Source organism: Pseudomonas synxantha (assembly GCF_900105675.1).
In the GTDB taxonomy this organism is placed as follows: domain Bacteria; phylum Pseudomonadota; class Gammaproteobacteria; order Pseudomonadales; family Pseudomonadaceae; genus Aquipseudomonas; species Aquipseudomonas synxantha.
The window spans coordinates 1,647,676-1,667,467 of the sequence record NZ_LT629786.1; the positions used below are offsets into that span (position 1 = coordinate 1,647,676).

General features: G+C 60.0%; 22 protein-coding genes. 12 read left to right on the forward strand and 10 right to left on the reverse strand.

Features of this window, described 5'->3' with window-relative positions:
• Nucleotides 1-39: 39 nt before the first annotated feature.
• Together BLU48_RS07980 and BLU48_RS07985 are read right to left on the reverse strand one after the other, a co-directional pair.
• On the reverse strand, nt 40-471 hold the full coding sequence (locus tag BLU48_RS07980; RefSeq protein ID WP_056846517.1) for a hypothetical protein: 432 nt from the start codon (nt 469-471) through the stop codon (nt 40-42).
• Between the two features lie 279 nt (nt 472-750).
• Nucleotides 751-1,539 carry an AraC family transcriptional regulator gene (locus BLU48_RS07985; RefSeq protein ID WP_057025588.1) on the reverse strand — a complete coding sequence of 263 codons (789 nt, stop codon included), beginning with the start codon at nt 1,537-1,539 and terminating at the stop codon, nt 751-753.
• Between the two features lie 85 nt (nt 1,540-1,624).
• Between BLU48_RS07985 and BLU48_RS07990 the strand changes: the two genes are divergently transcribed.
• The 3 genes from BLU48_RS07990 (at nt 1,625) to BLU48_RS08000 (ending at nt 4,365) form a co-directional block, all read left to right on the forward strand.
• Nucleotides 1,625-2,623 carry a bile acid:sodium symporter family protein gene (locus tag BLU48_RS07990; RefSeq protein ID WP_056846515.1) on the forward strand — a complete coding sequence of 333 codons (999 nt, stop codon included), beginning with the start codon at nt 1,625-1,627 and terminating at the stop codon, nt 2,621-2,623.
• Between the two features lie 86 nt (nt 2,624-2,709).
• Complete coding sequence (locus BLU48_RS07995) at nt 2,710-3,072, forward strand: hypothetical protein (RefSeq protein ID WP_057025589.1); 363 nt, start codon at nt 2,710-2,712, stop codon at nt 3,070-3,072.
• A gap of 111 nt (nt 3,073-3,183) precedes the next feature.
• Nucleotides 3,184-4,365 carry a sugar transporter gene (locus BLU48_RS08000; protein ID WP_057025590.1) on the forward strand — a complete coding sequence of 394 codons (1,182 nt, stop codon included), beginning with the start codon at nt 3,184-3,186 and terminating at the stop codon, nt 4,363-4,365.
• 92 nt (nt 4,366-4,457) lie between these two features.
• Here BLU48_RS08000 and BLU48_RS08005 read toward each other — a convergent pair whose 3' ends face one another.
• From BLU48_RS08005 to BLU48_RS08015, 3 genes are all read right to left on the reverse strand, one after another.
• Nucleotides 4,458-4,649: a hypothetical protein gene (locus BLU48_RS08005; RefSeq protein WP_057025591.1), complete on the reverse strand. Its 192-nt coding sequence runs from the start codon at nt 4,647-4,649 to the stop codon at nt 4,458-4,460.
• Nucleotides 4,650-4,887: 238 nt separating this feature from the next.
• Nucleotides 4,888-5,454 (reverse strand): hypothetical protein, encoded by a 567-nt coding sequence (locus tag BLU48_RS08010; RefSeq protein ID WP_082636740.1) that lies wholly within the window; start codon nt 5,452-5,454, stop codon nt 4,888-4,890.
• Between the two features lie 50 nt (nt 5,455-5,504).
• On the reverse strand, nt 5,505-6,449 hold the full coding sequence (locus tag BLU48_RS08015; RefSeq protein ID WP_057025593.1) for an aliphatic sulfonate ABC transporter substrate-binding protein: 945 nt from the start codon (nt 6,447-6,449) through the stop codon (nt 5,505-5,507).
• 206 nt (nt 6,450-6,655) lie between these two features.
• On the opposite strand from BLU48_RS08015, the gene BLU48_RS08020 reads away from it, so the two are divergent.
• Genes BLU48_RS08020 through BLU48_RS08030 form a run of 3 tightly spaced genes read left to right on the forward strand, consistent with a single transcriptional unit; the run spans nt 6,656 to nt 9,472 of the window.
• Nucleotides 6,656-7,714, forward strand: coding sequence for an ABC transporter substrate-binding protein (locus BLU48_RS08020; RefSeq protein ID WP_057025594.1), 1,059 nt, complete (start codon nt 6,656-6,658; stop codon nt 7,712-7,714).
• Nucleotides 7,701-8,690, forward strand: coding sequence for an ABC transporter permease (locus BLU48_RS08025; RefSeq protein ID WP_057025595.1), 990 nt, complete (start codon nt 7,701-7,703; stop codon nt 8,688-8,690). The genes BLU48_RS08020 and BLU48_RS08025 overlap by 14 nt, the downstream gene beginning before the upstream one ends.
• On the forward strand, nt 8,684-9,472 hold the full coding sequence (locus tag BLU48_RS08030; RefSeq protein ID WP_057025596.1) for an ABC transporter ATP-binding protein: 789 nt from the start codon (nt 8,684-8,686) through the stop codon (nt 9,470-9,472). Before BLU48_RS08025 ends, BLU48_RS08030 begins: the two co-directional genes overlap by 7 nt.
• 54 nt (nt 9,473-9,526) lie before the next feature.
• Here BLU48_RS08030 and BLU48_RS08035 read toward each other — a convergent pair whose 3' ends face one another.
• The 3 genes from BLU48_RS08035 to BLU48_RS08045 form a co-directional block, all read right to left on the reverse strand.
• Entirely contained in the window at nt 9,527-9,778 is a 252-nt protein-coding gene (locus BLU48_RS08035) for a DUF6124 family protein (RefSeq protein WP_057025597.1), read from the reverse strand.
• A 344-nt stretch (nt 9,779-10,122) separates the two neighbouring features.
• Nucleotides 10,123-10,794, reverse strand: coding sequence for a helix-turn-helix transcriptional regulator (locus tag BLU48_RS08040; RefSeq protein WP_172833415.1), 672 nt, complete (start codon nt 10,792-10,794; stop codon nt 10,123-10,125).
• 225 nt (nt 10,795-11,019) lie between these two features.
• Entirely contained in the window at nt 11,020-12,264 is a 1,245-nt protein-coding gene (locus BLU48_RS08045; protein WP_057025599.1) for a methionine gamma-lyase, read from the reverse strand.
• 123 nt (nt 12,265-12,387) lie between these two features.
• Between BLU48_RS08045 and BLU48_RS08050 the strand changes: the two genes are divergently transcribed.
• On the forward strand, nt 12,388-12,858 hold the full coding sequence (locus BLU48_RS08050; RefSeq protein ID WP_056846504.1) for an Lrp/AsnC family transcriptional regulator: 471 nt from the start codon (nt 12,388-12,390) through the stop codon (nt 12,856-12,858).
• A gap of 19 nt (nt 12,859-12,877) precedes the next feature.
• Here the strand turns inward: BLU48_RS08050 and BLU48_RS08055 are convergent, their stop codons facing one another.
• Complete coding sequence (locus tag BLU48_RS08055; RefSeq protein WP_057025600.1) at nt 12,878-14,302, reverse strand: aminotransferase-like domain-containing protein; 1,425 nt, start codon at nt 14,300-14,302, stop codon at nt 12,878-12,880.
• 158 nt (nt 14,303-14,460) lie between these two features.
• Here BLU48_RS08055 and BLU48_RS08060 point away from each other — a divergent pair, with 158 nt between their 5' ends.
• The 5 genes from BLU48_RS08060 to BLU48_RS08080 all read left to right on the forward strand — a co-directional run bounded on the left by BLU48_RS08060 (nt 14,461) and on the right by BLU48_RS08080 (nt 18,638).
• A complete protein-coding gene (locus BLU48_RS08060; RefSeq protein WP_057025601.1) occupies nt 14,461-14,625 on the forward strand; it encodes a rubredoxin in 165 nt (54 codons plus the stop codon).
• Between the two features lie 27 nt (nt 14,626-14,652).
• Nucleotides 14,653-15,522, forward strand: a complete 870-nt coding sequence (locus BLU48_RS08065; protein ID WP_046068574.1) for a sugar phosphate isomerase/epimerase family protein — start codon at nt 14,653-14,655, stop codon at nt 15,520-15,522.
• Between the two features lie 68 nt (nt 15,523-15,590).
• Nucleotides 15,591-16,223 carry a LysE family translocator gene (locus BLU48_RS08070; protein WP_046068573.1) on the forward strand — a complete coding sequence of 211 codons (633 nt, stop codon included), beginning with the start codon at nt 15,591-15,593 and terminating at the stop codon, nt 16,221-16,223.
• Nucleotides 16,224-16,301: 78 nt separating this feature from the next.
• Nucleotides 16,302-17,360: a diguanylate cyclase gene (locus BLU48_RS08075; protein ID WP_057025602.1), complete on the forward strand. Its 1,059-nt coding sequence runs from the start codon at nt 16,302-16,304 to the stop codon at nt 17,358-17,360.
• 48 nt (nt 17,361-17,408) lie between these two features.
• Nucleotides 17,409-18,638 carry a M20/M25/M40 family metallo-hydrolase gene (locus BLU48_RS08080; protein ID WP_057025603.1) on the forward strand — a complete coding sequence of 410 codons (1,230 nt, stop codon included), beginning with the start codon at nt 17,409-17,411 and terminating at the stop codon, nt 18,636-18,638.
• 272 nt (nt 18,639-18,910) lie between these two features.
• On the opposite strand, the gene BLU48_RS08085 is transcribed toward BLU48_RS08080, so the two are convergent.
• Nucleotides 18,911-19,294: a hypothetical protein gene (locus tag BLU48_RS08085; protein WP_057025604.1), complete on the reverse strand. Its 384-nt coding sequence runs from the start codon at nt 19,292-19,294 to the stop codon at nt 18,911-18,913.
• Between the last annotated feature and the right edge of the window lie 498 nt (nt 19,295-19,792).

The window sequence follows — 19,792 nt, forward strand, 5'->3', positions numbered from 1 at the left end:
GCCGCCATCGGGAGCAAGCCCCCTCCCACATTTACAGTGTCAGGCCATGGCTTGGGGCTGAATGCGCAACTCGCCGTCCACATCCTTGACCAGCCCGCTGGCCACGAATAACGGCGCCAGGCGCTTGTGCAACTGCGGCTCGACAAACTCCTTCACCATCTCCAGCACCAGCACGCCACTAAGCGGCAGCTCGACCTTGGTGTACGACAACCACGCCTTTTTCAATGCCATCAACACATCACTGCCCGCTGTCGAAGCAAAGCGACGGTGCATAGGTTTGCCGTCGAAGGTGAACGTGTGCTGGAACTCATAGCCGCTTTCATCACCACCGCTGGCAGCGCAACGTACGCAGGTGCACGGGCCATCACCAAAGGCGCTGCGCAGGTAAGCGTTGAAGTCCACCACGGGCTTGAGTGACAGGCGCTTATCGACCTCAAACAGGTCCCCGGTCATTTTTTCGTCAGTGTTCAACGTCCATTTCCTCGCAGGTCAGTAGCGGTATTTCAAGCGCGGCACAATACCAGCCGAGCGCGGGTTTGTGGGTTATTTGCATGACAATAGATCCCGATATTCTGTTCGGGCCCTATGGCGCGCAGGCGGCCAACCCCCATTCTAGACATGAAATGCCGTCAAAAATGTGGGAGGGGGCTTGCCCCCGATGGCGGTGTGTCAGCCACAGTTGTGTGTGCTGATACTCCCTCATCGGGGGCAAGCCCCCTCCCACATTTTGATCTTCACAGCACCAAAGGATCAGCGGAAAAACTCACCAGGTGTCGTCTCAAACTGCTGACGAAATGCATTGATAAATGCCGACGTCGATTCATACCCACATCCCAACGCCACATCCGTGACCCGCTCACCTCGTTCCAGGGCGGGCAGGGCGCTCAGCAGTCGCAGGCGCTGGCGCCAGGCGCGGAACGTCAGCCCGGTGTCACTCAAGAACACGCGGCTGAGGGTCTTTTCGCTGACCCCCAGCTTGGCGCTCCAATCCCCCAGTGTGCTCTGCTGCTCCGGTCGCTGGCTCAGGCTGCGATAGATCTGCCGCAACCGCGGGTCATGGGGCAACGGCAACATCAGGTCCACCTGGGGCGCGGCGGCGAGTTGGTCGAGCAGCACCTGGGCCAGGCGTCCATCGGGCCCGTCCTGGGCATATTCCACCGGCACTTCGCTGAAACTGCGGATCAACTCGCGTAGCAGGCTGCTCACCTCCAGCACCTGGCAACGCTCGGCCGCCCAGGCCATGACGCTGCAATCGAGGTACAAACTGCGCATTTCCGTATGGGGCGAACTGAACACCCGATGGGGCATGCCCGCCGGGATCCACACTGCACGTTGCGGCGGCGCGACGAAGCGGCCAACGCTGGTCTGGATCTCCAGCACCCCGGAAATCGCATAGGACAACTGCACCCACGGGTGACTGTGCCGTCGTGTCAGCGCCCGATTGGGCAAGGATTCAGTACGCCCATACACCGGCCGGGGCAGGCTGGAAAGCCCGGGCACACTGCGTCGAATGGCTTTTTCATGTCCTTTAGGCGGCATTTACTGGCTCATTGGCGTTAGTCGGTAACAGGCGGTTACGTTAGAGTCGCCACGACGCTCTTGGCAACCCCTGGAAGACTTGCTTATGACCCGCCCGCGCTTTCTACCCGATAACTTCACCCTGACCCTGATTGCCACGGTGATCCTTGCTTCCTTGCTACCGGCCAGCGGCCAGACCGCCGTGGCCTTCGGCTGGGTCACCAACCTGGCCATCGCGCTGCTGTTTTTCCTGCACGGCGCCAAGCTGTCACGCCAGGCCATCGTTGCCGGTGCCGGTCACTGGCGCTTGCACCTGCTGGTGTTCAGCCTGACCTTCGTGCTGTTCCCGTTGCTGGGCCTGGCGCTCAAGCCGGTGTTATCGCCGCTGGTTGGCAAAGATTTGTACATGGGCATGCTCTACCTCTGCGCGTTGCCGGCTACTGTGCAGTCGGCGATTGCCTTTACGTCACTGGCTCGCGGCAATATCCCGGCGGCGATTTGCAGCGCGGCGGCTTCGAGCCTGTTCGGAATTTTCCTGACGCCGTTGTTGGTGGCGCTGCTGCTCAATGTGCAGGGGGACGGCGGCTCCACGGTCGACGCGATCTTGAAGATCAGCGTGCAGTTGCTGCTGCCATTCATCGCCGGGCAAATCGCCCGCCGCTGGATCGGCGACTGGGTCGGTCGCAATAAAGCCTGGCTGAAATTCGTCGACCAGGGCTCGATCCTGTTGGTGGTATACGGCGCGTTCAGCGAAGCGGTCACCGAAGGTATCTGGCACCAGATCCCATTGTGGCAACTGGGCGGTCTGGTGGTGGCCTGCTGCGTATTGCTCGCGCTGGTGCTGGTGGCATCCACGTTGCTGAGCAAGGCGTTTGGCTTTAACCAGGAAGACCGCATCACCATCCTGTTCTGCGGCTCGAAGAAAAGCCTGGCCACCGGTGTGCCCATGGCCCAGGTGCTGTTCGCCGGGGCTAGCATGGGCGTGTTGATTTTGCCGTTGATGCTGTTCCACCAGATCCAGCTGATGGTGTGCGCGGCGCTGGCCCAACGTTATGCCCAGCGCCCGGAGAGCATTCCTGAGTTGATGGGCCAGGTGGATCCCTGATTCACCTCTCATTCTCGGGTAAATAAGCTCAAGTTAACCGCCGCGCCGACGACTAACTTCTTACTAGCCCAAGAAGGAGTGTCGGCATGAACGTTGGTCGTTTTTCGGTAATGACAGGCTTCCTTTGCCTATGGGCAAGCACCTGCGGCGCGGCGCAGATAGTGGGGCAGGGCACTCTCAGGTTCACCGGCGCCATCGTCGAGTCGGGGTGTGCGACAAATGCGCGCAGCGGTGCCGTGATGGAGCTGCGCGGCTGTGCCAGAGTGAGTCGCGGCAGCCGCTTCGAGGTGCGCAATGTAGCGCCGGTTGCCAGCGTCAACGCGGCCCATGTGCGGCTGGTGGCGGACAGTGGCGAGGGGCGCTATTACGACCAGCGCTATCTGCTGGTGGACAACGCCGGTAAGCCCATCGAGTCGGGCAACTACGTGATTACCATGACCTCGCCATAGCTCCCGGGGCGACGATCCGCCTCAACAGCCGCCCGAGAAACCTATAGAATGCTCGGCGGCGGCGCTTGTCCTGGGCGGCGCCTGACCATCGCCAGAGTACCGCGCCCGTCAATGAGCCTTTCAGCCGCAACCCCCCAAGCCAATTGGCAACCGGTCATCGCCCTGGCGCTGGCCGCGTTTGTGTTCAATACCACCGAATTCGTACCTGTCGGGTTGCTCAGCGCCATCGGCGCCAGCTTTGACATGCCCGTGGCCAGCGTCGGCCTGATGCTCACCATCTACGCGTGGATCGTGTCGCTGACCTCGCTGCCGGTGATGCTGCTGACCCGCAACGTCGAACGGCGCAAATTGCTGATCGTGCTGTTCGGCCTGTTTATCGCCAGCCATATCCTTTCCAGCGTGGCTACCAGTTTTGGCTTGCTGATGGTCAGTCGGGTCGGCATCGCCCTGGCCCATGCGTTGTTCTGGTCGATCACGGCTTCTTTGGCCGTACGCCTGGCGCCGGAAGGCAAGCAGGTGCAGGCCCTTGGCTTGCTGGCCACCGGCACGTCCCTGGCGATGGTGCTCGGCATTCCCCTGGGCCGCCTGCTCGGCGAGGCCATGGGGTGGCGCACCACCTTCCTGGTGATCGCAGCGTTCGCAGCCGCCTTGGTGTTCTGGCTGGCGCGCACCTTGCCGCCGCTGCCCAGCCAGAACTCCGGTTCCCTGCGCAGCCTGCCACTGCTGTTCAAGCGCCCGGCGCTGGTGGCCCTCTACGTGCTGACCGCGATGACGATCACCGCCCAATTCACCGCCTACAGCTATATCGAACCCTTCGTCGAAGGCGTCGCCGGGCTGGGCGGCAGTGCGGTGACATTGATCCTGTTGGTGTTCGGCGGGGCCGGCATTATCGGTTCGTTGTTGTTCAGCCTGGTGCATCGCTTCAACCCCCATGTCTTCGTGATCAGCACGGTGTTCCTGCTTGCCGCGTGCCTGGCCTTGATGCTGCCGTTGAGCGGCGCCGAGTCTTACCTGGTGGTGTTGAGCATTTTCTGGGGCATGGCGATCATGGGCTTTGGCCTGGCCATGCAATCCAAGGTGCTGGTACTGGCACCGGACGCCACCGACGTGGCCATGGCGATGTTCTCCGGTATCTACAACATCGGCATCGGCGGTGGCGCGCTGATGGGCAGCTGGGTCGGCAGCCACTTCGGATTCGCTTGGATCGGCGCGGCGGGCGGGTTGCTGGCGGCGCTGGCGCTGGTGGGGTATTGCCTGGCGATTCGGCGCTTTGGGCAGGGTGTAGAGAAGTAAGGACGGTGCCTATCTAATAGTCGCAGGAGATTTATCATTAGATCAAATCCCCTGCGACGGATTTGGAATATCAACTCATTTCGCTCGGTGCATCAAAATTGAGCTTGGCCGCTCTTAATTATCTCCTTGACTCTATCTACACTATAGTAAGTCAGTGTACTGGTTTTGCCATTTTTTTGGTAAGTGTAAGCCTTGACTTGACCAACCAGGTTATCACCTTCCCAATGCCCTCCTGTCAGGCCTTCATGTATCTCATAGCCGTTGTAATTTTCTACCAGTGCCATATCAGTCTTCCTTATATAAAACTTGGTTGAAGAAAAACGCATTCAATCTGAGTCATCAACACGTGTTTAAGTATTGAGGCAACTTAAAGATAGATAAGGGCAGCGTGGGTTTGCACTGTCAAAATTGACAGTTATTTAGATCTTTTAATTATATAGGCATATTGATTTAGCGTTATGCAGGGGTGAGTGATCAAGCAAGGTTGACGATCTGGAGCCATCTCTTAGCGGACAAATTGCCTCATGCCACCGCAATCAACGGATCCGCCGCCGCCAGCGCCACTGCCCGATCCGCCGCCGGTGGGTAGATCCACACACTGTTGATCTGCTGCTTGAGTGCCTTGGCCTCCTGGCCCACCAGTTTCAGCTGGCGGTCCCAGCCTTCGGTGTACACCGCGCCCCAGGCGCCGAGGTCGAGGCAGGTCACGTATTTGGGTTGGCTGTAGGCCCTCAGCGCAACGCCGATCAGGCCTGCGGAGACGTTGTTGCCGGCGTAGCGGCCCAGGGCGATGGTGTATTGGCGGGACATGGCGGCGAAGTTACCCATCTCGTCGGTGGCGGCATAGGCCACGTCACCGGCGGCCCCTTGCACAAAGGCCACGCCCACGGCATCGAACAGCGGGCCCAAGGGAGCCAGCATGGTGTGCATCTCGGGCTCGTAGAACCGCGGGCGGACCCGCAGTTCCGCTTGCGGGGCGAGCAGGCTGATGTGCACATCGTTGCGGTCATGTTTGTCCAGCAGCCTGTCGGACCTGACCCGTGAACAACAACGCAGGGATGTGATGGAGATTATGGCGGTGCTCTCCAGGAAAAGGGGCAGGGCTCCTTTTGTACCACTTCCCGTCGGCCTTGTTTACCTTAGGGTTGCCAGGTCTGTACTGCCTTGGCATCCACCGCTTTGGGTAACAGCCCCGCCTTGAAGAACGCATCGGCAATCTTCTGCTGCTCCCCCAGTTGCTCGAGTGTCACCGGCTGCACCTGGTAGCTGCGGTGCGCATTGGCAGCTTCCACCGTCGCTGCATCCAGGTTGCCCCATAACGGCCCGAGCACTTTTGCCGCGTCCTGCGGATGGGCCTTCACCCATTGACCGGCTTGTTCCAACTGCGCGTATACCACCTTCAACACCTCGGGATGAGCCCGGGCGTAAGGCGTGCCGGTCAGGTAATAACGCTTGTAGCTCGCCAACCCGGCGCCGTCCGCCAGGGTGCGTGTGGGCAGTTGCCGCTGCACGCTGGTGAGGAAAGGCTCCCAGGTGACCCATGCATCCACCTTGTTGTTTTCAAAGGCGGCGCGGCCGTCAGCGGGGGACAGATAGGCTGGCTGGATATCGGCAAACGCCAGGCCGGCTTTGTTCAACGCGGCGATCAATAAATAGTGAGTGCCGGCGGCTTTGGTCACGGCGATTTTCTTGCCTTTGAGGTCCGCCAACTGCTGGATCGACGAGTCCTTGCGTACAACGATGGCCTGGGCCGCGGGCGAGGGCGCTTCCTGGGCGAAGTAGGTGAGCTGAGCCTGGGCAGCCTGGGCGAAGATCGGCACGGTATCGGCCACATCGGCGCTGATATCCACGTTGCCGACGTTCAGCGCTTCGAGCAAGGGCAGGCCGCTGGGGAACTCATGCCAACTGACGTCGATGTGGTCGGCCTTGAGGGCTTTTTCCAGGGTGCCCTGGGTTTTCAGCAAGGTGATCAGGGTCGAGGATTTCTGGTAGCCGATGCGCAGGGTTTCCTGAGCCTGGGCACTTACAGCGACAGCAAAAGCCAGCAATCCTAATACAGCGGCGAGAGGGCGGCGAAGGGTCATGAGGCGCTCGATTTTTCAACAAAATGAACCGAAGCATAAGGTTCTGAAAACCATTCGATAAATACTCTTTCGATCTGAGCTTAAGGCGCTTTTTTCGGCTTTTGCTGAATCTGGCATATCCATAGAGTTATATGTTTCTATCATAATAACCAGTCATTAATATAATAAAAGCACAATCAATCTGCGTATAAACAAGGATACCGTGCATGGCTGCCTTCGACCCTTTAACCCGTCGCCGTCTGCTCGGCATGGCCGGCCTGACCCTGGCCAGCCTGACGCTGCCGCGCCTGGTCTTTGCTGGCGACGCACACGCCGGCCACAACATCCCCCAGGAACCTGCCGGCACCGGTGAGTTCATCCGCCTCAATGCACCGCGCAAGTTGAAATTGGCAGTCAATCTCAACGCGGTGTGCCTGGCGCCGGTGGTGATCGCCCACGGCCAGGGCTTCTTCACTCAGCACAACCTGGACGTGGAACTGGTCAACTTCGGTAACTCCACCGAGGTATTGCTCGAAGCCATCGCCACCGGCAAGGCCGACGCTGGGGTGGGCATGGCGCTGCGTTGGCTCAAGGCTCTGGAACAGGGCTTCGACGTGAAGCTCACCGCCGGCACCCACGGTGGTTGCCTGCGCTTGCTCAGTGCGGCAAGCGGCAGCGTGAGCAAGCTGGAAGATCTCAAGGGCAAGGCCATTGGCGTCACCGACATGGCCAGCCCGGATCGCAATTTCTTTTCGATCCTACTGAAAAAGCATGGGGTCGATCCGGTGCGCGATGTGGAATGGCGCCTGTACCCGGCCGATTTGTTGGGCACCGCTTTGGAGCGTGGCGAAGTGCAGGCGGTCAGCGGCAGTGATCCGTTCATGTACCGCCTGATCAAGTCCGGCGTGGCACGCGAGCTGTCCACCAACCTGGTGGAGGAATACGCCAACCTCAGTTGCTGCGTGGTCGGCGTCACCGGCAAGTTGGTGCGCGAGGACAAGCGCGTGGTCGCGGCCCTGACCCAGGCGATCCTCGAAGCCCATGATTATTCCGTGCAACACCCAGAAGCCGTGGCCAAAGGCTTCCAGGCTTTTGCACTGAACACCTCTACCGAAGAAGTGCAGGCGATTCTCCACGATCACACCCACGGCCACCACGCGGTGGGCGCAGCGCTGACTGAGGAAATCACCACCTATGTGACCGACCTGAAAACCGTGGAGGTGATCAGCAAAGGCACCGACCCGGTAGAATTCGCCAAGGAGATCACCGCCGATGTCTTCAGTTGACGCCAGCACCCTCAACCCAACCCTGGCCTTCAAGCTCGGCTGGCAGGGCGCAGCCGTAGTAGCAGCCTGGCTGGCCGTCGCGCTGCTGATCAGCTATTGGCCCAACGCGACACGCCACTGGCCGATGACCCAAGGCTTGGCCAATTTCTGCGTGGGCGTGGCCGTGGTGTTCAGTACGTTGAGCCTGTTGGGGCGCAGGCTGTCGACATTGGCGCTGCGCCTGCGCAATGCCACGCCCTGGCTGATTGCGTTGCCGCTGCTGCTGGGTCTTTGGGAACTGCTCACGGCCAAGCTTGCGCTGTTACCGGTGCCGTTCTTCGCACCGCCCCAGGCCCTGCTGGCGGTGTATATCGAAGACTACCCGCGCTTGGCCGACAGCCTGCTGCACTCGGCATTGCTGCTGGGCTCGGGCGTGGCCCTTGGCGCGGCGACGGGGTTTATCGCCGGCGTGGCCATCGGTTGGTCCACGCGCATCGGCTATTGGCTGCACCCGGTGCTGCGCATCCTCGGCCCGGTGCCTTCCACGGCGCTGTTGCCACTGTGTTTTTTCCTGTTTCCCAGCAGTTGGAGCGCCAGCGTGTTTCTAATCGCCTTGGCTACCTGGTTTCCGGTCACGGTGCTGACCTGGTCGGGGGTGGCAAGTGTCGATAAAGCTTATTACGACGTGGCCCGCACCCTCGGCGCCAAGCCCGGTTTCCTGATCTTCAAAGTGGCGATTCCGGCGGCGATGCCCCATGTGTTTGTCGGCCTGTTCATGGGCTTGGGCGCCTCATTCTCAACCTTGGTGGTGGCGGAAATGATGGGGGTCAAGTCCGGCATCGGCTTTTACCTGCAATGGGCCCAGGGCTGGGCGGCCTACGCGAATATGTACGCGGCATTGTTGATCATGGCCCTGGCCTGTTCGGGGTTGATCACCGGGCTGTTCCTGGTGCGTGACCGGTTGCTTGCCTGGCAGAAAGGAACGATGAAATGGTAGCCCTCGCACCAACAGCAGCGGCATCGACAGGGTTGGCGCTGAGCATTGAAAACCTCAGCCACGGCTTTGCCTTGGACGGCCAGCACTTGCCGGTGCTGGAACGGGTCTCGTTGGACGTGGCAGCGGGAGAGTTCGTCGCGTTGCTGGGCCCGTCCGGGTGTGGAAAATCCACCTTGCTGCGCCTGGTGGCCGGGCTTGAGCCGGCGGACAGCGGCAGGTTGCTGGCCGACGGGCAGCCCATCACCGGCCCCGACCCCAGCCGCGTGGTGGTGTTCCAGGACCCCACGCTCTACCCGTGGCGACGGGTGTGGGACAACGTCGCGGTGGGCCTGGAGGCCCAGGGCTTGCTCAAGAGCCATGCGGCGAAGGTCGACCAGGCCCTGGAGAAAGTCGGCCTCAGCCAGTTTGCCCGGGCTTACCCGCGACAACTCTCCGGCGGCATGGCGCAACGGGTGGCCCTGGCCCGCGCACTGGTCAATGAGCCGCGGCTGCTGATTCTTGATGAGCCACTGGGCAAGCTGGACTCCCTGACGCGAATCACCATGCAAAAGGAGTTGATTGGGCTGTGGCAGCGCCAGGGGTATACGGCGTTGCTGGTGACCCATGATGTGGAAGAGGCGCTGCTGTTGGCCAACCGGGTGGTTGTGTTCAGCGATCGGCCAGCCAAGGTTCAGGCGCAGTTGACGATTGAGCGGCCGTATCCCAGGCATCGGGATGATCCTTATCTGGTGGATTTGCGGCGCAGCATTTTGGGGTTGTTGGGGTTGGGGGGCGATTGGTAGCCGGTCAGCCCTGGACACAAAATGCGGGAGGGAGCAAGCCCCCTCCCACAGGGGTTATGGGGTGTTGGTAGGTTTGGGTTGCAGGCAATCGAGTGCGCGGTCGGCGAGGGTGCGGGCCATTTCGATCAAGTGAGCGGTGGAGCAAGCCAGGTCGCGTTGGGTGCCTTTGAGGCCCTCGGCGGTTTCGGTTGCTGTGGTTGCGGCGCAACGTAGCAGCGAGGAAATGCTGGCGATGGCATCTTCGAAGCTCAGGTCTTCGTGGGCAACAAAAACGGCATAGGGTGGATCGGGGACGACTTTGCTCATGGATATAGCTCCTACTCAGTTGGGGCGCCATCCGGTGCCGTTTCCACACGGCAGATTGGGTGGCAGCCATACGCGGGGTGGAAACCGGGGAGTAGGACCCAGTCAGACCGAAGTCTGCCCGCGCACAGCCGCCATTGAGCGTTTGCATACGATCATGACGCCTACTCATTCCCAGGTTTCCACACCCGATCGCTGATATGCAGCGACGAAGCGAAGGCTAGCCAGTGCATTGAGCAGGCGCAAGGCCGAAGGATTGTCTAGGAAACGTCCTGCAAATTAAAGGGATATGGATTGCTGGCCTTTAACAATGCATGTCGAGCAGGCGACACAGGCCAAATGTGGGATTAAAAGCTTGTGCTGTCGTCTGTGGCATACATCCACCGCAACAACGAATGCCGTCCGCTGATGCCCAGCTTGATCGCTGCGCGCTTGAGGTAGCTTTCGATGGTGTTGACCTTCAACGCCATTTGCTCGGCCAGTTCCGGCGCGGTGCGGCCGGCCAGCAGGCCCACGCATACTTCCAGCTCACGCTTGGACAGGCTCAGCCCCGCCTGCACCAGGCGCTCCTGGATGCGTCGGCGCAGGGTGTCGATGCCCTGGTTGTGCGGCACTGGCGGCCCATTGTCCTGGCGGCACGGCTGGATCGCGGTGATGTGCTTTTCCACCATGGGCAGCAACAGCGTGGAGAAGTCCTGCAGCATGCTGCGCTCTTGCGCGGAAAAACTCTCGGATGGGTGTGAGCGGTACACCGATAGTACGTAGCGCACATCGTCCTTGCGCCGTGAGAGGTGCAGTTGTGCCGCAGGTTGCTCAGGCCCCAGGGCCGCCACCGAGTCGGTGTACACCGGGCTGATCTTGCGGCGGCTGTGGCCTTTGCTGCTGACCCGCAGCTGGGTGATATGGGTGGCATCCACTGCCAATTGGGTGAGGATAAGATCATGCAGCATGCGTGGAAAGTGGCGGCTGCCGGTGCTGGCGATGACCTTGCCTATATGGGGGAACAGGTGTGAGTTCATCAATTCGTCCATGAGTATCGAGCGCGGGCATCCAGCCATATAGCGACGGGGTTTAACAAGGTGAACAATATGAATAACCCGCAGTGATAATACTTCCCGCCGAGACCCATGCTAGTACAGGCTGGCGAAGGGAAGGGGATTCCAACCGAAAAAACAGATCAAATCCTATAGCGACGAGCGATAAGTTCGACCATCGCTTGTAGGAAAGAACAACGCCTGATGACGTTATCTCAGGACGTGGGCTGCTGTTGCGGCAGGGCGCACGCTGGGGCGGCTGCACTTGGCCAGGGCCTGGTGCACGTCCGCCAGCAGGTCCACGACATCCTCAAGCCCCACTGACAAACGCACCAAGCCTTCGCTGATACCGTGCTGCGCCCGTTCCTCGGGGGTGTAGGTGGAATGGGTCATGCTCGCCGGATGTTGGGCCAGTGACTCGGCGTCCCCCAGGCTCACCGCGCGGGTGAACAGGCGCAATGCGTTCATGAAGCGCCGGCCCGTCTCGATGCCGCCCTTGAGTTCAAAGGCAATCATGCCGCCGGGCAGCTTCATCTGTCGTTTCGCCAGCGCGTACTGCGGGAAAGACCGCAGCCCGGGGTAGGTTACCCATTGCACGGCCGGGTGCGCCTGCAAGGCTTCGGCCACTGCCTGGGCGCTGCTGCAATGGCGGTCCATGCGCAGGGCCAGGGTCTTGAGGCCGCGCATCAGCAACGACGCGTCCTGGGGCGACATCACGGCACCGGTCAGGTCCTTGAGCCCTTGCAGACGAATGCGCTGCGCCAGGGCATGACTGCTCACGGCAATGCCTGCGGTGATGTCGCCATGGCCGCTGAGGTATTTGGTGGCTGAGTGCACCACCACATCCGCGCCCGACTCCAGCGGACGTTGCAGATACGGCGTGCAGTAGGTGTTATCCACCACCAGGGTGATATTCGGCTGGCGGTGGGCAAGCTCTGCCACGGCAGCAATGTCGATCAGGCGCAGGTTGGGGTTCGCCGGGGTCTCGCAATAGATCATGCGGGTCGCCGGGGACAGCGCCGCTTGCAGGGCGGCCAGGTCGGTCAAGTCGACGTGCCGCACCTGGACGCCGAACTCGCCGATGCCGTGGTGCAACAGCGCGAACGTACAGCCGTAGAGGGTCTGGCTGACGATGATCTCATCGCCCGGGCGCAGCAGGGTCCAGAACGTCGCAGCAATCGCGCCCATGCCGGAGCTGAACGCCACCGCGGCCTCGCCGTTTTCCAGGCTGGCCATGCGCGATTCCAGCAAGGCCAGGGTCGGGTTGGAAATGCGCGTGTAGAAGTGGCCGCTGGCTTCACCGGCAAAGCAGGCGGCGCCATACTCGGCGGTAGGAAAGGCGAAGGTGGCCGACAGGTAGATCGGCGGCACCAGGGCGCCGTGGTGGTCCTTGGGGTCATAGCCGTGATGAATTGCACGGGTAGAAAAGCCGGATGCGGGGTGTTTATTGTTCATGTCGGGCGCTCCTTATTTCCTACAATGCTATGCTCATAACCGCAGATGAACCTTGCAAAAAATGCAGGGAAAAGCCGCGTTTGTGGATCAAACACCGATAAAAACAAGGATTAGAGGCACGTCATGCCCATCAAGCTGGACCGTACTGATAAAGCGCTGTTAAACGCCTTGCAAGGCAACGCCCGTCTGACCGTGGCCGAACTGGCCGAGCGGGTAGCCTTGACCACTTCACCGTGCTGGCGGAGGGTGCGCGCCCTGGAAGACAGCGGGGTGATCAGTGGCTACCAGGCGATCCTCTCACCCAAGGCGCTGGGCTACGGCGTGACGGCCTTTGTCAGCATCATGATGGACAGCCACACCCAGGACATCGCCCGGGCGTTCGAGCAGCGGCTGTTGGAAATTCCGGAAATCGTGGCCTGCCATAACGTGTCGGGGCGCTATGACTTTTTGCTGGAAGTGGTGGCCAAGGACCTGGAGTCGTTTGGCGAGTTCGCCCGCGAGGTCTTGCAGACCTTGCCCTGCGTCAAGGAGATCTACTCGAGCTTTTCCTATAAGTCGGTGCGGCCGTTGCGGGTGATTCCGCTGCCGGGGTGAAAGGTTCATTGGGCGACGCTTACGTGCGGCAATTGCGCTGGGCAACTCCATGCAACAACAGCGCCTCAAACACCCGCTGCACCCGTGGCTCATCGCTATGGGCCACATTGAAGCGCATCGAGTCACGATGGGCCGGGTCGTAGCCAAACAGCGCGCCGGGCGCGAGCACCATGCTGCGTTTCAATGCCTCCTGGGCCAGCAGTTCACCGTTGACCCCCGGCGGCAGGCGCGCCCAGATGAACATCCCGCCTTCATAGGCCATCGGCAGTTCGCAGCCGCAACGCTTGAGCCATTGCTCGACGCGTCCGCCGGCCTCCATCAGGCGTTGCACCATGCGCTTGCGATGCTTGGCGTAGCTGCCTTCGCTGAGCATGCGGTAGACGATCTGCTCAAACAATTCCGAGGTCACGCCGCCGCTCATCAATTTCATGTTGGTGAGATTGGCGGCCAGTTGCGGCGCGGCCACCACGTAGCTGACTCGGGTGTTGGCGCTGAGGATCTTCGAGAACCCCGACAGGTAGGTGACCTGATCCAGCCCGGCGACAGCGGCCAGGCGCGGTGGCGGGTTGGGGTGCAGGTCGCCGTAGAGGTCATCCTCGACGATATGGCAGTGGTACTGCTGGGTCAGTTGCAGCAGGCGAAACGCCTGGCTTGGGCTGAAGGAGTGGCCGGTGGGGTTATGCAGGACGCTGGTGGTCAGGTACAGGCTGGGACGGTGTTCGGCAAGCAAGTGTTCGAGAGCGGTGAAGTCGAAGCCGTCGGGGCGGCGCTCGATGGTGATGACCTTGACGCCATGCAGCGCCAGGTTGGCGTGGAAGTTGAAATAACACGGTGCGTCGAGCAGCACGGTATCGCCAGGGCGGGCGAGCAGGCGCATGAGCATGTCCAGGCCCTGCACGGTGTTGGGCGTCGTGATGATTTGCTCCACCGGTACCGATAAGCCCTCGCCATGCAGCTTCTGTTGCAACGCCTGGCGCAACGGCAGCAACCCGGCCGGCGTGCCCAGCCCGGCGATGCGCAACGACGGCGCGCGCACCACGCTGCGCATGGCCTGGCGAATTGCCTCGCCATTGAGCCATTCCTCTGGCAGGTGCCCGCCACCGGGACGCAGCTCGCCACTGGCGGTGACCAAGGGGCGGCGCAATACGCTGAGCAGGTCCTGGGGCAACAGGTCGACCCAGGTCACCGACGCCGGGCGGGCGTTGTCCATGGCCACGAAATACCCACGACCCTGGCTGGAGGTGAGCAGGTGGCGCCCGCGCAGGCGGTCCAGCGCTTCGTTGAGGGTGAACTTGCTGACGCCCAGGACCTGGGTCAGTTCACGCACCGACGGCAACTTGCTACCCGGTGCCCATTCGCCGTTTTCGATGGCCTGGCTGAACGCCTCGACGATCTGTTGCACCTTGGGGGTGCCATCCACAAAGGCGATAGCCGATACAAACATGAACATTCCTTGTCTTTGCTGGTGCTTTTACCGGTGAAGTTAGGCCGGATTAGGCATCACTTTACCTGCCTTGTGCAATGCCAGTCCCCTAGACTGCGCGGCATCTCGCCAGGAGTTGGCGAAGTTTCCTACAAGCGGGCAATGGATTCTGCATTCTCATGAAGACTTATATGTGTGTTCCCTGCGGTTTTATGTACGTAGAAGAATTGGGTATCCCGGAGGACGGGATACCCGCAGGCACCCCTTGGGAAGAGGTGCCTGAAGACTGGACATGCCCGGATTGCGGCGTGACCAAGGCCGACTTCATGGCTATTGAAATCTAACGCTCCATCCACGAAAGGAATCGCCCCATGGAAAGCAAACTGATCAACGCCACCGTGCCGTTCTGCACCGGTGTGGCCCACCAGAAATACCTGGGCGCCGAGAAGGGCCTGGAAACCGCCATCGAAGGCAACTGCACCCATTGGTATATCGACGGCAGCCTGTTTGGCGAAATGGTCGACGACTGGACCGATGCACGCATCGAAAGTCTGCAGGCGCAAATCGCTGCCACCGGCATCAAGCCGATCTTCCATGGCAACTTCAAGGCGCCGCTGGCCAGTGACGTCGAGGCGTTCCGTGCAGCAGCCGTGGAATATGTGAAGAAAGAAATCGACATCGCCAGCCGCCTGGGCGCGCCCCTGATCATTCATGGCGGTTGCATCGTCGAACCGAAAATGGTGCTGATGGCCAAGAAGGTCGCCCTGGAGCATTACCTCAAGTCGGTGCAGGAACTGGCGATTTACGCCGAGGCCAAGGGCACGGATATCTACCTGGAAAACCTGTCCAACTACGTCAACTACCGGCCGTTCCACTACATCTTCACCCATGAAGCGGAATACGCCTTTGTGTTCGAGCGCCTGCAAGCCCACAGCAATCTGTACTTTTTCCTCGATGCCGGCCACGCCAACATCGAGAACGGCCTGCCGGCGGAGGTGGTGCGCAAGTATCACCACCTGATCAAGGGCATTTCCTTCAGCAACAACAATGGCGTGCAGGATCAGCATTTCGGCATTCACGACGGCAACTGTGACTATGCCGACGTCATGCAGGCCATCGTCGAGACCAACTGGAAGGGCTTGGTGGCGTTCGAAACCCGTAACCAGACGGCCAAGGCGGCCCTGGCTGACCTGGCGGTGATGTACCGCGAATCCCTGACGACCGAAATCGCTGTCGCCTGATGGGCCCAGGGGCGGGCGCTTGCGGCGCTCGCCCCGTTGCTGTTTCTATCCACTCAAGGTCCCTGGCCATGACAAGTGCGTTAACCCTGTCTTCGTTTCTCTACTTCCTGCTGTTTTGCGCCACCATGACCTTCAGCCCCGGCCCCATGACCCTGCTGTTGCTGAGCCTGGGCTTGAAGGACGGCCTGCGCAGTTCGATCCCGGCGCAGATCGGCGCCAGCGTGTCGTACCTGATTTCCATCCTGATCTTTGCCGTCGGCTTCTCGGAGTTGATCAAGGGCAACCTCGCCATTACCCAGACCATCCAGTTTGTCGGCGTGGCCTACATCCTGTACCTGGCCTATAAGCAGTGGACCAGCAGCGGTGTGGCGATCAACAACGCCGGCGCCGTGGAGGGTTCGCGCAGCCTGTTCGGCAAAGGGCTATTGACCGGGTTTTCCAACCCCAAGACCATCATCATGTTCAGTGCGGTGTTCCCGCAGTTCGCCGGGTCGGGGGAGCACAGTTCAGCGGCGGATATCGCCATCCTCGGCCTGACGTTCCTGCTGCTGCAATTTGCCAGCGGCTGCCTGTATTGCTATTTCGGCCAGCGTATCAAGCACGTGTTGGAAAACCCCAAGCGGCGGGTGTTGTTGCAGCGCATCACCGCAGTGTTGCTGTTGGGTGTTGCGCTGATGCTGGCGCGTGGGTTTTCCCACTGACATCAGCTTCTAAGCGGTAGTGGCGATTTGCCGTTACCCTGATAGGCTCCAGGCACTCCCCCTGGATTGCACCCCATCATGTCAGCCGTCGGAGGAAATGGACTTCCGCTCGCTTCGCGCTTGTACAAATCACGCGTCCTGGGGCTCACGCTCGGCTTTATCTGCGTCGCGTTTGGCATGTATCCGCTGAGTCCCTCTGTATGGGTGTGGGTTTGGATGCTGATCAACGCGTTTGTGTGGCCGCATGTGGCTCTTCAAATTTCGTTGCGTGCGGCCCACACGTTGCGCAGTGAACGCCGCAGCCTGTTGTTCGACTCCTTCTGCGGTGGCTTCTGGGTCGGCGCGATGCACTTCAACCCGCTGCCCAGCGTCACCACCTTGTCGATGATGAGCATGAACAACGTCGCCATCGGCGGCCCGCGCTTCATGCTCGCCGGCTGGCTGGCACAGGCGCTGGGGCTGGGCACGGCGCTGATGATATTCGCCCCGGCGTTCATCACCGTGACCACCCAGGCCCAGGTGTATGCCTGCCTGCCGATCCTGATGCTGTATCCGATGGCCTTGGGCTGGATATGCTACCGCCAGGCGGTAACCCTGGCCCGCCACAAGCGCGAATTGCTGGCCCTGAGCCGTACCGACAGCCTCTCCGGCCTGCTCAACCACGGGGCCTGGAAAGACCACCTGGACATCGAATTCCAACGCTGCCGCCGAGGCCCGGCTGGTGCAGCCATCGCCTTGATCGACATCGACCACTTCAAGACCATCAACGACACCTACGGCCATGTGACCGGCGATATCGTGCTGCGCCAGTTGAGCAAGGTGCTGCGCCAGAACCTGCGCACCACCGACCTGGCCGGACGTTACGGTGGCGATGAGTTCTGTGTGATCCTGCCAGACATGCCGCTCAACCGTGCCACTGAGGTCATGGAGGCGCTGCGCGATCGCTTCAATGCCTTGGCCTACGCTCAGGATCCGGCGCTGCGCGTCAGCTTGAGCATCGGCCTGGCGCTGTATCAGCCGGCCCATGCCGACGCCATCAGTTGGCTCAACGATGCCGACCAAGCGTTGTACGAAGCCAAGAGCAGCGGGCGCAACCGCGTGAGCGCAGGGCAGGAGAGTTGGTTGCGTTCGGTCTAGTGGGGTAGGGTATTGGCGCACTTTCCAACAAAAAACAAGGATCGGCCCATGCTCTTCACCTTCCCCCGTACCCTCCTGGCCGCCACCCTGGCCTTGTCCTTCGTCCTGCCGGCCTACAGCGCCGAGCCCCACAAACAGATCCAGGCTGATGCCGAACAGTACAAGGCCGAGGCCTTGAAACTGTTGGAACGCCTGGTGAACATCGATTCAGGTTCAGGCTACGAGCCGGGCCTGACGCAAGTGCGCGACATCGCCGTGGACGAGTTGAAACAGTTGGGGTTCAGTATCGAACTGGTGCCGGATAAAGCCGCCAACAACAGCCATGTGGTCGCCACGCTCAAAGGCACAGGCAAGGCCAAAATCCTGCTGATGGCCCACATGGACACCGTGTTCAAGGAAGGCTCGGCCGCCGAACGCCCGTTCCACATCAAGGACGGCCGCGCTTATGGCCCCGGCGTAATGGATGACAAGGGCGGCATCGTCGCCGGCATCTACGCGCTCAAAGTCCTGAAAAACCAGGGCTTCAAGGACTACGCGCAAATCACCTTCCTGCTCGACGCCAGCGAAGAAACCGGCTCCGAAGCCGCCTCCGAACTGATCCGCAACACTGCCAAGGGCCACGACGTGACCCTCAACCTCGAACCCGGCCGCCCAGCCGACGGCCTGGTGGTGTGGCGCAAAGGCAGCGCCACCGCCGTGGTCGAAGTCAAAGGCAAGGCCGCCCACGCCGGCGTCGCCCCGGAACTGGGACGCAACGCCGCCATGGAAGCCGCGCACCAGATCCTGCAACTGGGCAAGCTGGGCGATGAAGACAAGAAAACCACCATCAACTTCACCGTGCTAAAAGCTGGCGACCGCACCAACGTCATCCCCGACCAGGCCACTGCCAAGGCCGACGTCCGCGCCGCCTTGCCGGAAGAATTTGACCGGATCGAAAAGGACCTGGCTCGGGTTTCAGCCAACAAGTTGATCCCCGACACCGACGTGAAGACCAGCCTGCAACGCGGCTTGCCCCCCATGCCGCAGACGGCCGAGTCGGATAAATTGGTGGCGATTGCCCAGGGCATTTATGCCGAGCTGGGACGTAAGTTGACCATTGAAGGCAGCGGTGGGGCGGCGGACGCGAGTTTGTCGGCCGGGGTAGGTACGCCGACGTTGGATGGGTTTGGGATAGTGGGCGGGAATATTCACACGCCGGAGGAATATGCCGAGGTGGAGAGTGTGGTGCCGCGGGTGTATTTGTTGAGCCGGATGATTATGGAACTGGCCAAGCGCTGATCAGATCCGGGATCACAGGACGAAGTAGATTCAAATGTGCGGGGCTTGCAGCAGTGGCGATATCTCAGCCGCCGAATATTACCTGATGCGCCTCAGTCCAAATGTGGGAGGGGGCTTGCCCCCGATGGCGGTGGGTCAGCTTGCACATGCATTGACTGAACCCCTGCTATCGGGGGCAAGCCCCCTCCCACATTGGATACTCAGCGCATCCAAAACTGAGGGCACCATAGTGAGTGGACTTCGAAGCTGGCTTTGGGTCATCTTTCCATCACTTACTGGTTAGCAGAAGGTACGTCTGACCTGCTCTCGACAATGTCAAGGTTGTATCTGCTGAGGCAGTCCAATAGTGTTTTCATGAACTGCCGTTTGTCGATTATTTCATCATCAAAGTAAGTATCAAACAGATAAAATATTGATTCAAAGCTTTCCCCAGTGCTAAGAAAATGCTGAAGTGTGTTGATGTACCATTCTCTTTCGTCCTGCCTATATTTCATGAATTCACGTTTGGTTAGCTCATCGAATAGCCATGTAAGCTCCTCGTGATGATTCACGTTTATGGAGGTAATGAGCTCTTCTCTGTCTACATCCCTGGTATTTTCGATGCAGTAAGTGAAAAGCAGGCCTTGGAGTATCGAGAGGTTTGGCTTGAGTTTCATTCGAGATCCTTAAAACTATGAAGAAAATACGTTGTTTAGCTTCGTGTAACTGTAATGTCGTTTTGCACTATATCGGTCCACGCATTGGTTCGGTCTTCTGGACAGGGGCCGCTTTGCAGCCCGTGCGGGAAATTCGCTTGCCACAAGGGGCCAATATGGCGCTGGAGAGCTTTTTTTTAAAAATTTAAATTTGATTCGTTATGGTAATTTTTCAAACAGCTTAAAAGAATTTGCATAAATCTTTTCTGATCGGTTACGGGTGCACTAAAGTAGGTTGACATGGTTTTAAAAACGGCATCGAAATTGTCGTTTATAGCTAGGAAGTGTGATATTGAATCAATGAACCACTCTTGCTCGGTTCTTGTGTAAAACAGGAATTCTGGTTTGGTCAGTTCGTCAAAAAGCTTTACGAGTTCTTCGTCGTTGTTTATGTTTCTTGATGAAATAATTTTCTCTCGTTCTAAGTCGTCCGTATTTTCAATGTCGTAAGTGAACAGG

Excerpts from the sequence above, each read along its gene's own strand:
- BLU48_RS07985 (WP_057025588.1), bottom strand. The coding sequence starts at position 1,539 with ATGCCGCCTAAAGGACATGAAAAAGCCATTCGACGCAGTGTGCCCGGG.
- BLU48_RS07990 (WP_056846515.1), top strand. The coding sequence starts at position 1,625 with ATGACCCGCCCGCGCTTTCTACCCGATAACTTCACCCTGACCCTGATT.
- BLU48_RS07995 (WP_057025589.1), top strand. The coding sequence starts at position 2,710 with ATGAACGTTGGTCGTTTTTCGGTAATGACAGGCTTCCTTTGCCTATGG.
- BLU48_RS08000 (WP_057025590.1), top strand. The coding sequence starts at position 3,184 with ATGAGCCTTTCAGCCGCAACCCCCCAAGCCAATTGGCAACCGGTCATC.
- BLU48_RS08005 (WP_057025591.1), bottom strand. The coding sequence starts at position 4,649 with ATGGCACTGGTAGAAAATTACAACGGCTATGAGATACATGAAGGCCTG.
- BLU48_RS08015 (WP_057025593.1), bottom strand. The coding sequence starts at position 6,449 with ATGACCCTTCGCCGCCCTCTCGCCGCTGTATTAGGATTGCTGGCTTTT.
- BLU48_RS08020 (WP_057025594.1), top strand. The coding sequence starts at position 6,656 with ATGGCTGCCTTCGACCCTTTAACCCGTCGCCGTCTGCTCGGCATGGCC.
- BLU48_RS08025 (WP_057025595.1), top strand. The coding sequence starts at position 7,701 with ATGTCTTCAGTTGACGCCAGCACCCTCAACCCAACCCTGGCCTTCAAG.
- BLU48_RS08030 (WP_057025596.1), top strand. The coding sequence starts at position 8,684 with ATGGTAGCCCTCGCACCAACAGCAGCGGCATCGACAGGGTTGGCGCTG.
- BLU48_RS08035 (WP_057025597.1), bottom strand. The coding sequence starts at position 9,778 with ATGAGCAAAGTCGTCCCCGATCCACCCTATGCCGTTTTTGTTGCCCAC.
- BLU48_RS08040 (WP_172833415.1), bottom strand. The coding sequence starts at position 10,794 with ATGAACTCACACCTGTTCCCCCATATAGGCAAGGTCATCGCCAGCACC.
- BLU48_RS08045 (WP_057025599.1), bottom strand. The coding sequence starts at position 12,264 with ATGAACAATAAACACCCCGCATCCGGCTTTTCTACCCGTGCAATTCAT.
- BLU48_RS08050 (WP_056846504.1), top strand. The coding sequence starts at position 12,388 with ATGCCCATCAAGCTGGACCGTACTGATAAAGCGCTGTTAAACGCCTTG.
- BLU48_RS08055 (WP_057025600.1), bottom strand. The coding sequence starts at position 14,302 with ATGTTTGTATCGGCTATCGCCTTTGTGGATGGCACCCCCAAGGTGCAA.
- BLU48_RS08060 (WP_057025601.1), top strand. The coding sequence starts at position 14,461 with ATGAAGACTTATATGTGTGTTCCCTGCGGTTTTATGTACGTAGAAGAA.
- BLU48_RS08065 (WP_046068574.1), top strand. The coding sequence starts at position 14,653 with ATGGAAAGCAAACTGATCAACGCCACCGTGCCGTTCTGCACCGGTGTG.
- BLU48_RS08070 (WP_046068573.1), top strand. The coding sequence starts at position 15,591 with ATGACAAGTGCGTTAACCCTGTCTTCGTTTCTCTACTTCCTGCTGTTT.
- BLU48_RS08075 (WP_057025602.1), top strand. The coding sequence starts at position 16,302 with ATGTCAGCCGTCGGAGGAAATGGACTTCCGCTCGCTTCGCGCTTGTAC.
- BLU48_RS08080 (WP_057025603.1), top strand. The coding sequence starts at position 17,409 with ATGCTCTTCACCTTCCCCCGTACCCTCCTGGCCGCCACCCTGGCCTTG.
- BLU48_RS08085 (WP_057025604.1), bottom strand. The coding sequence starts at position 19,294 with ATGAAACTCAAGCCAAACCTCTCGATACTCCAAGGCCTGCTTTTCACT.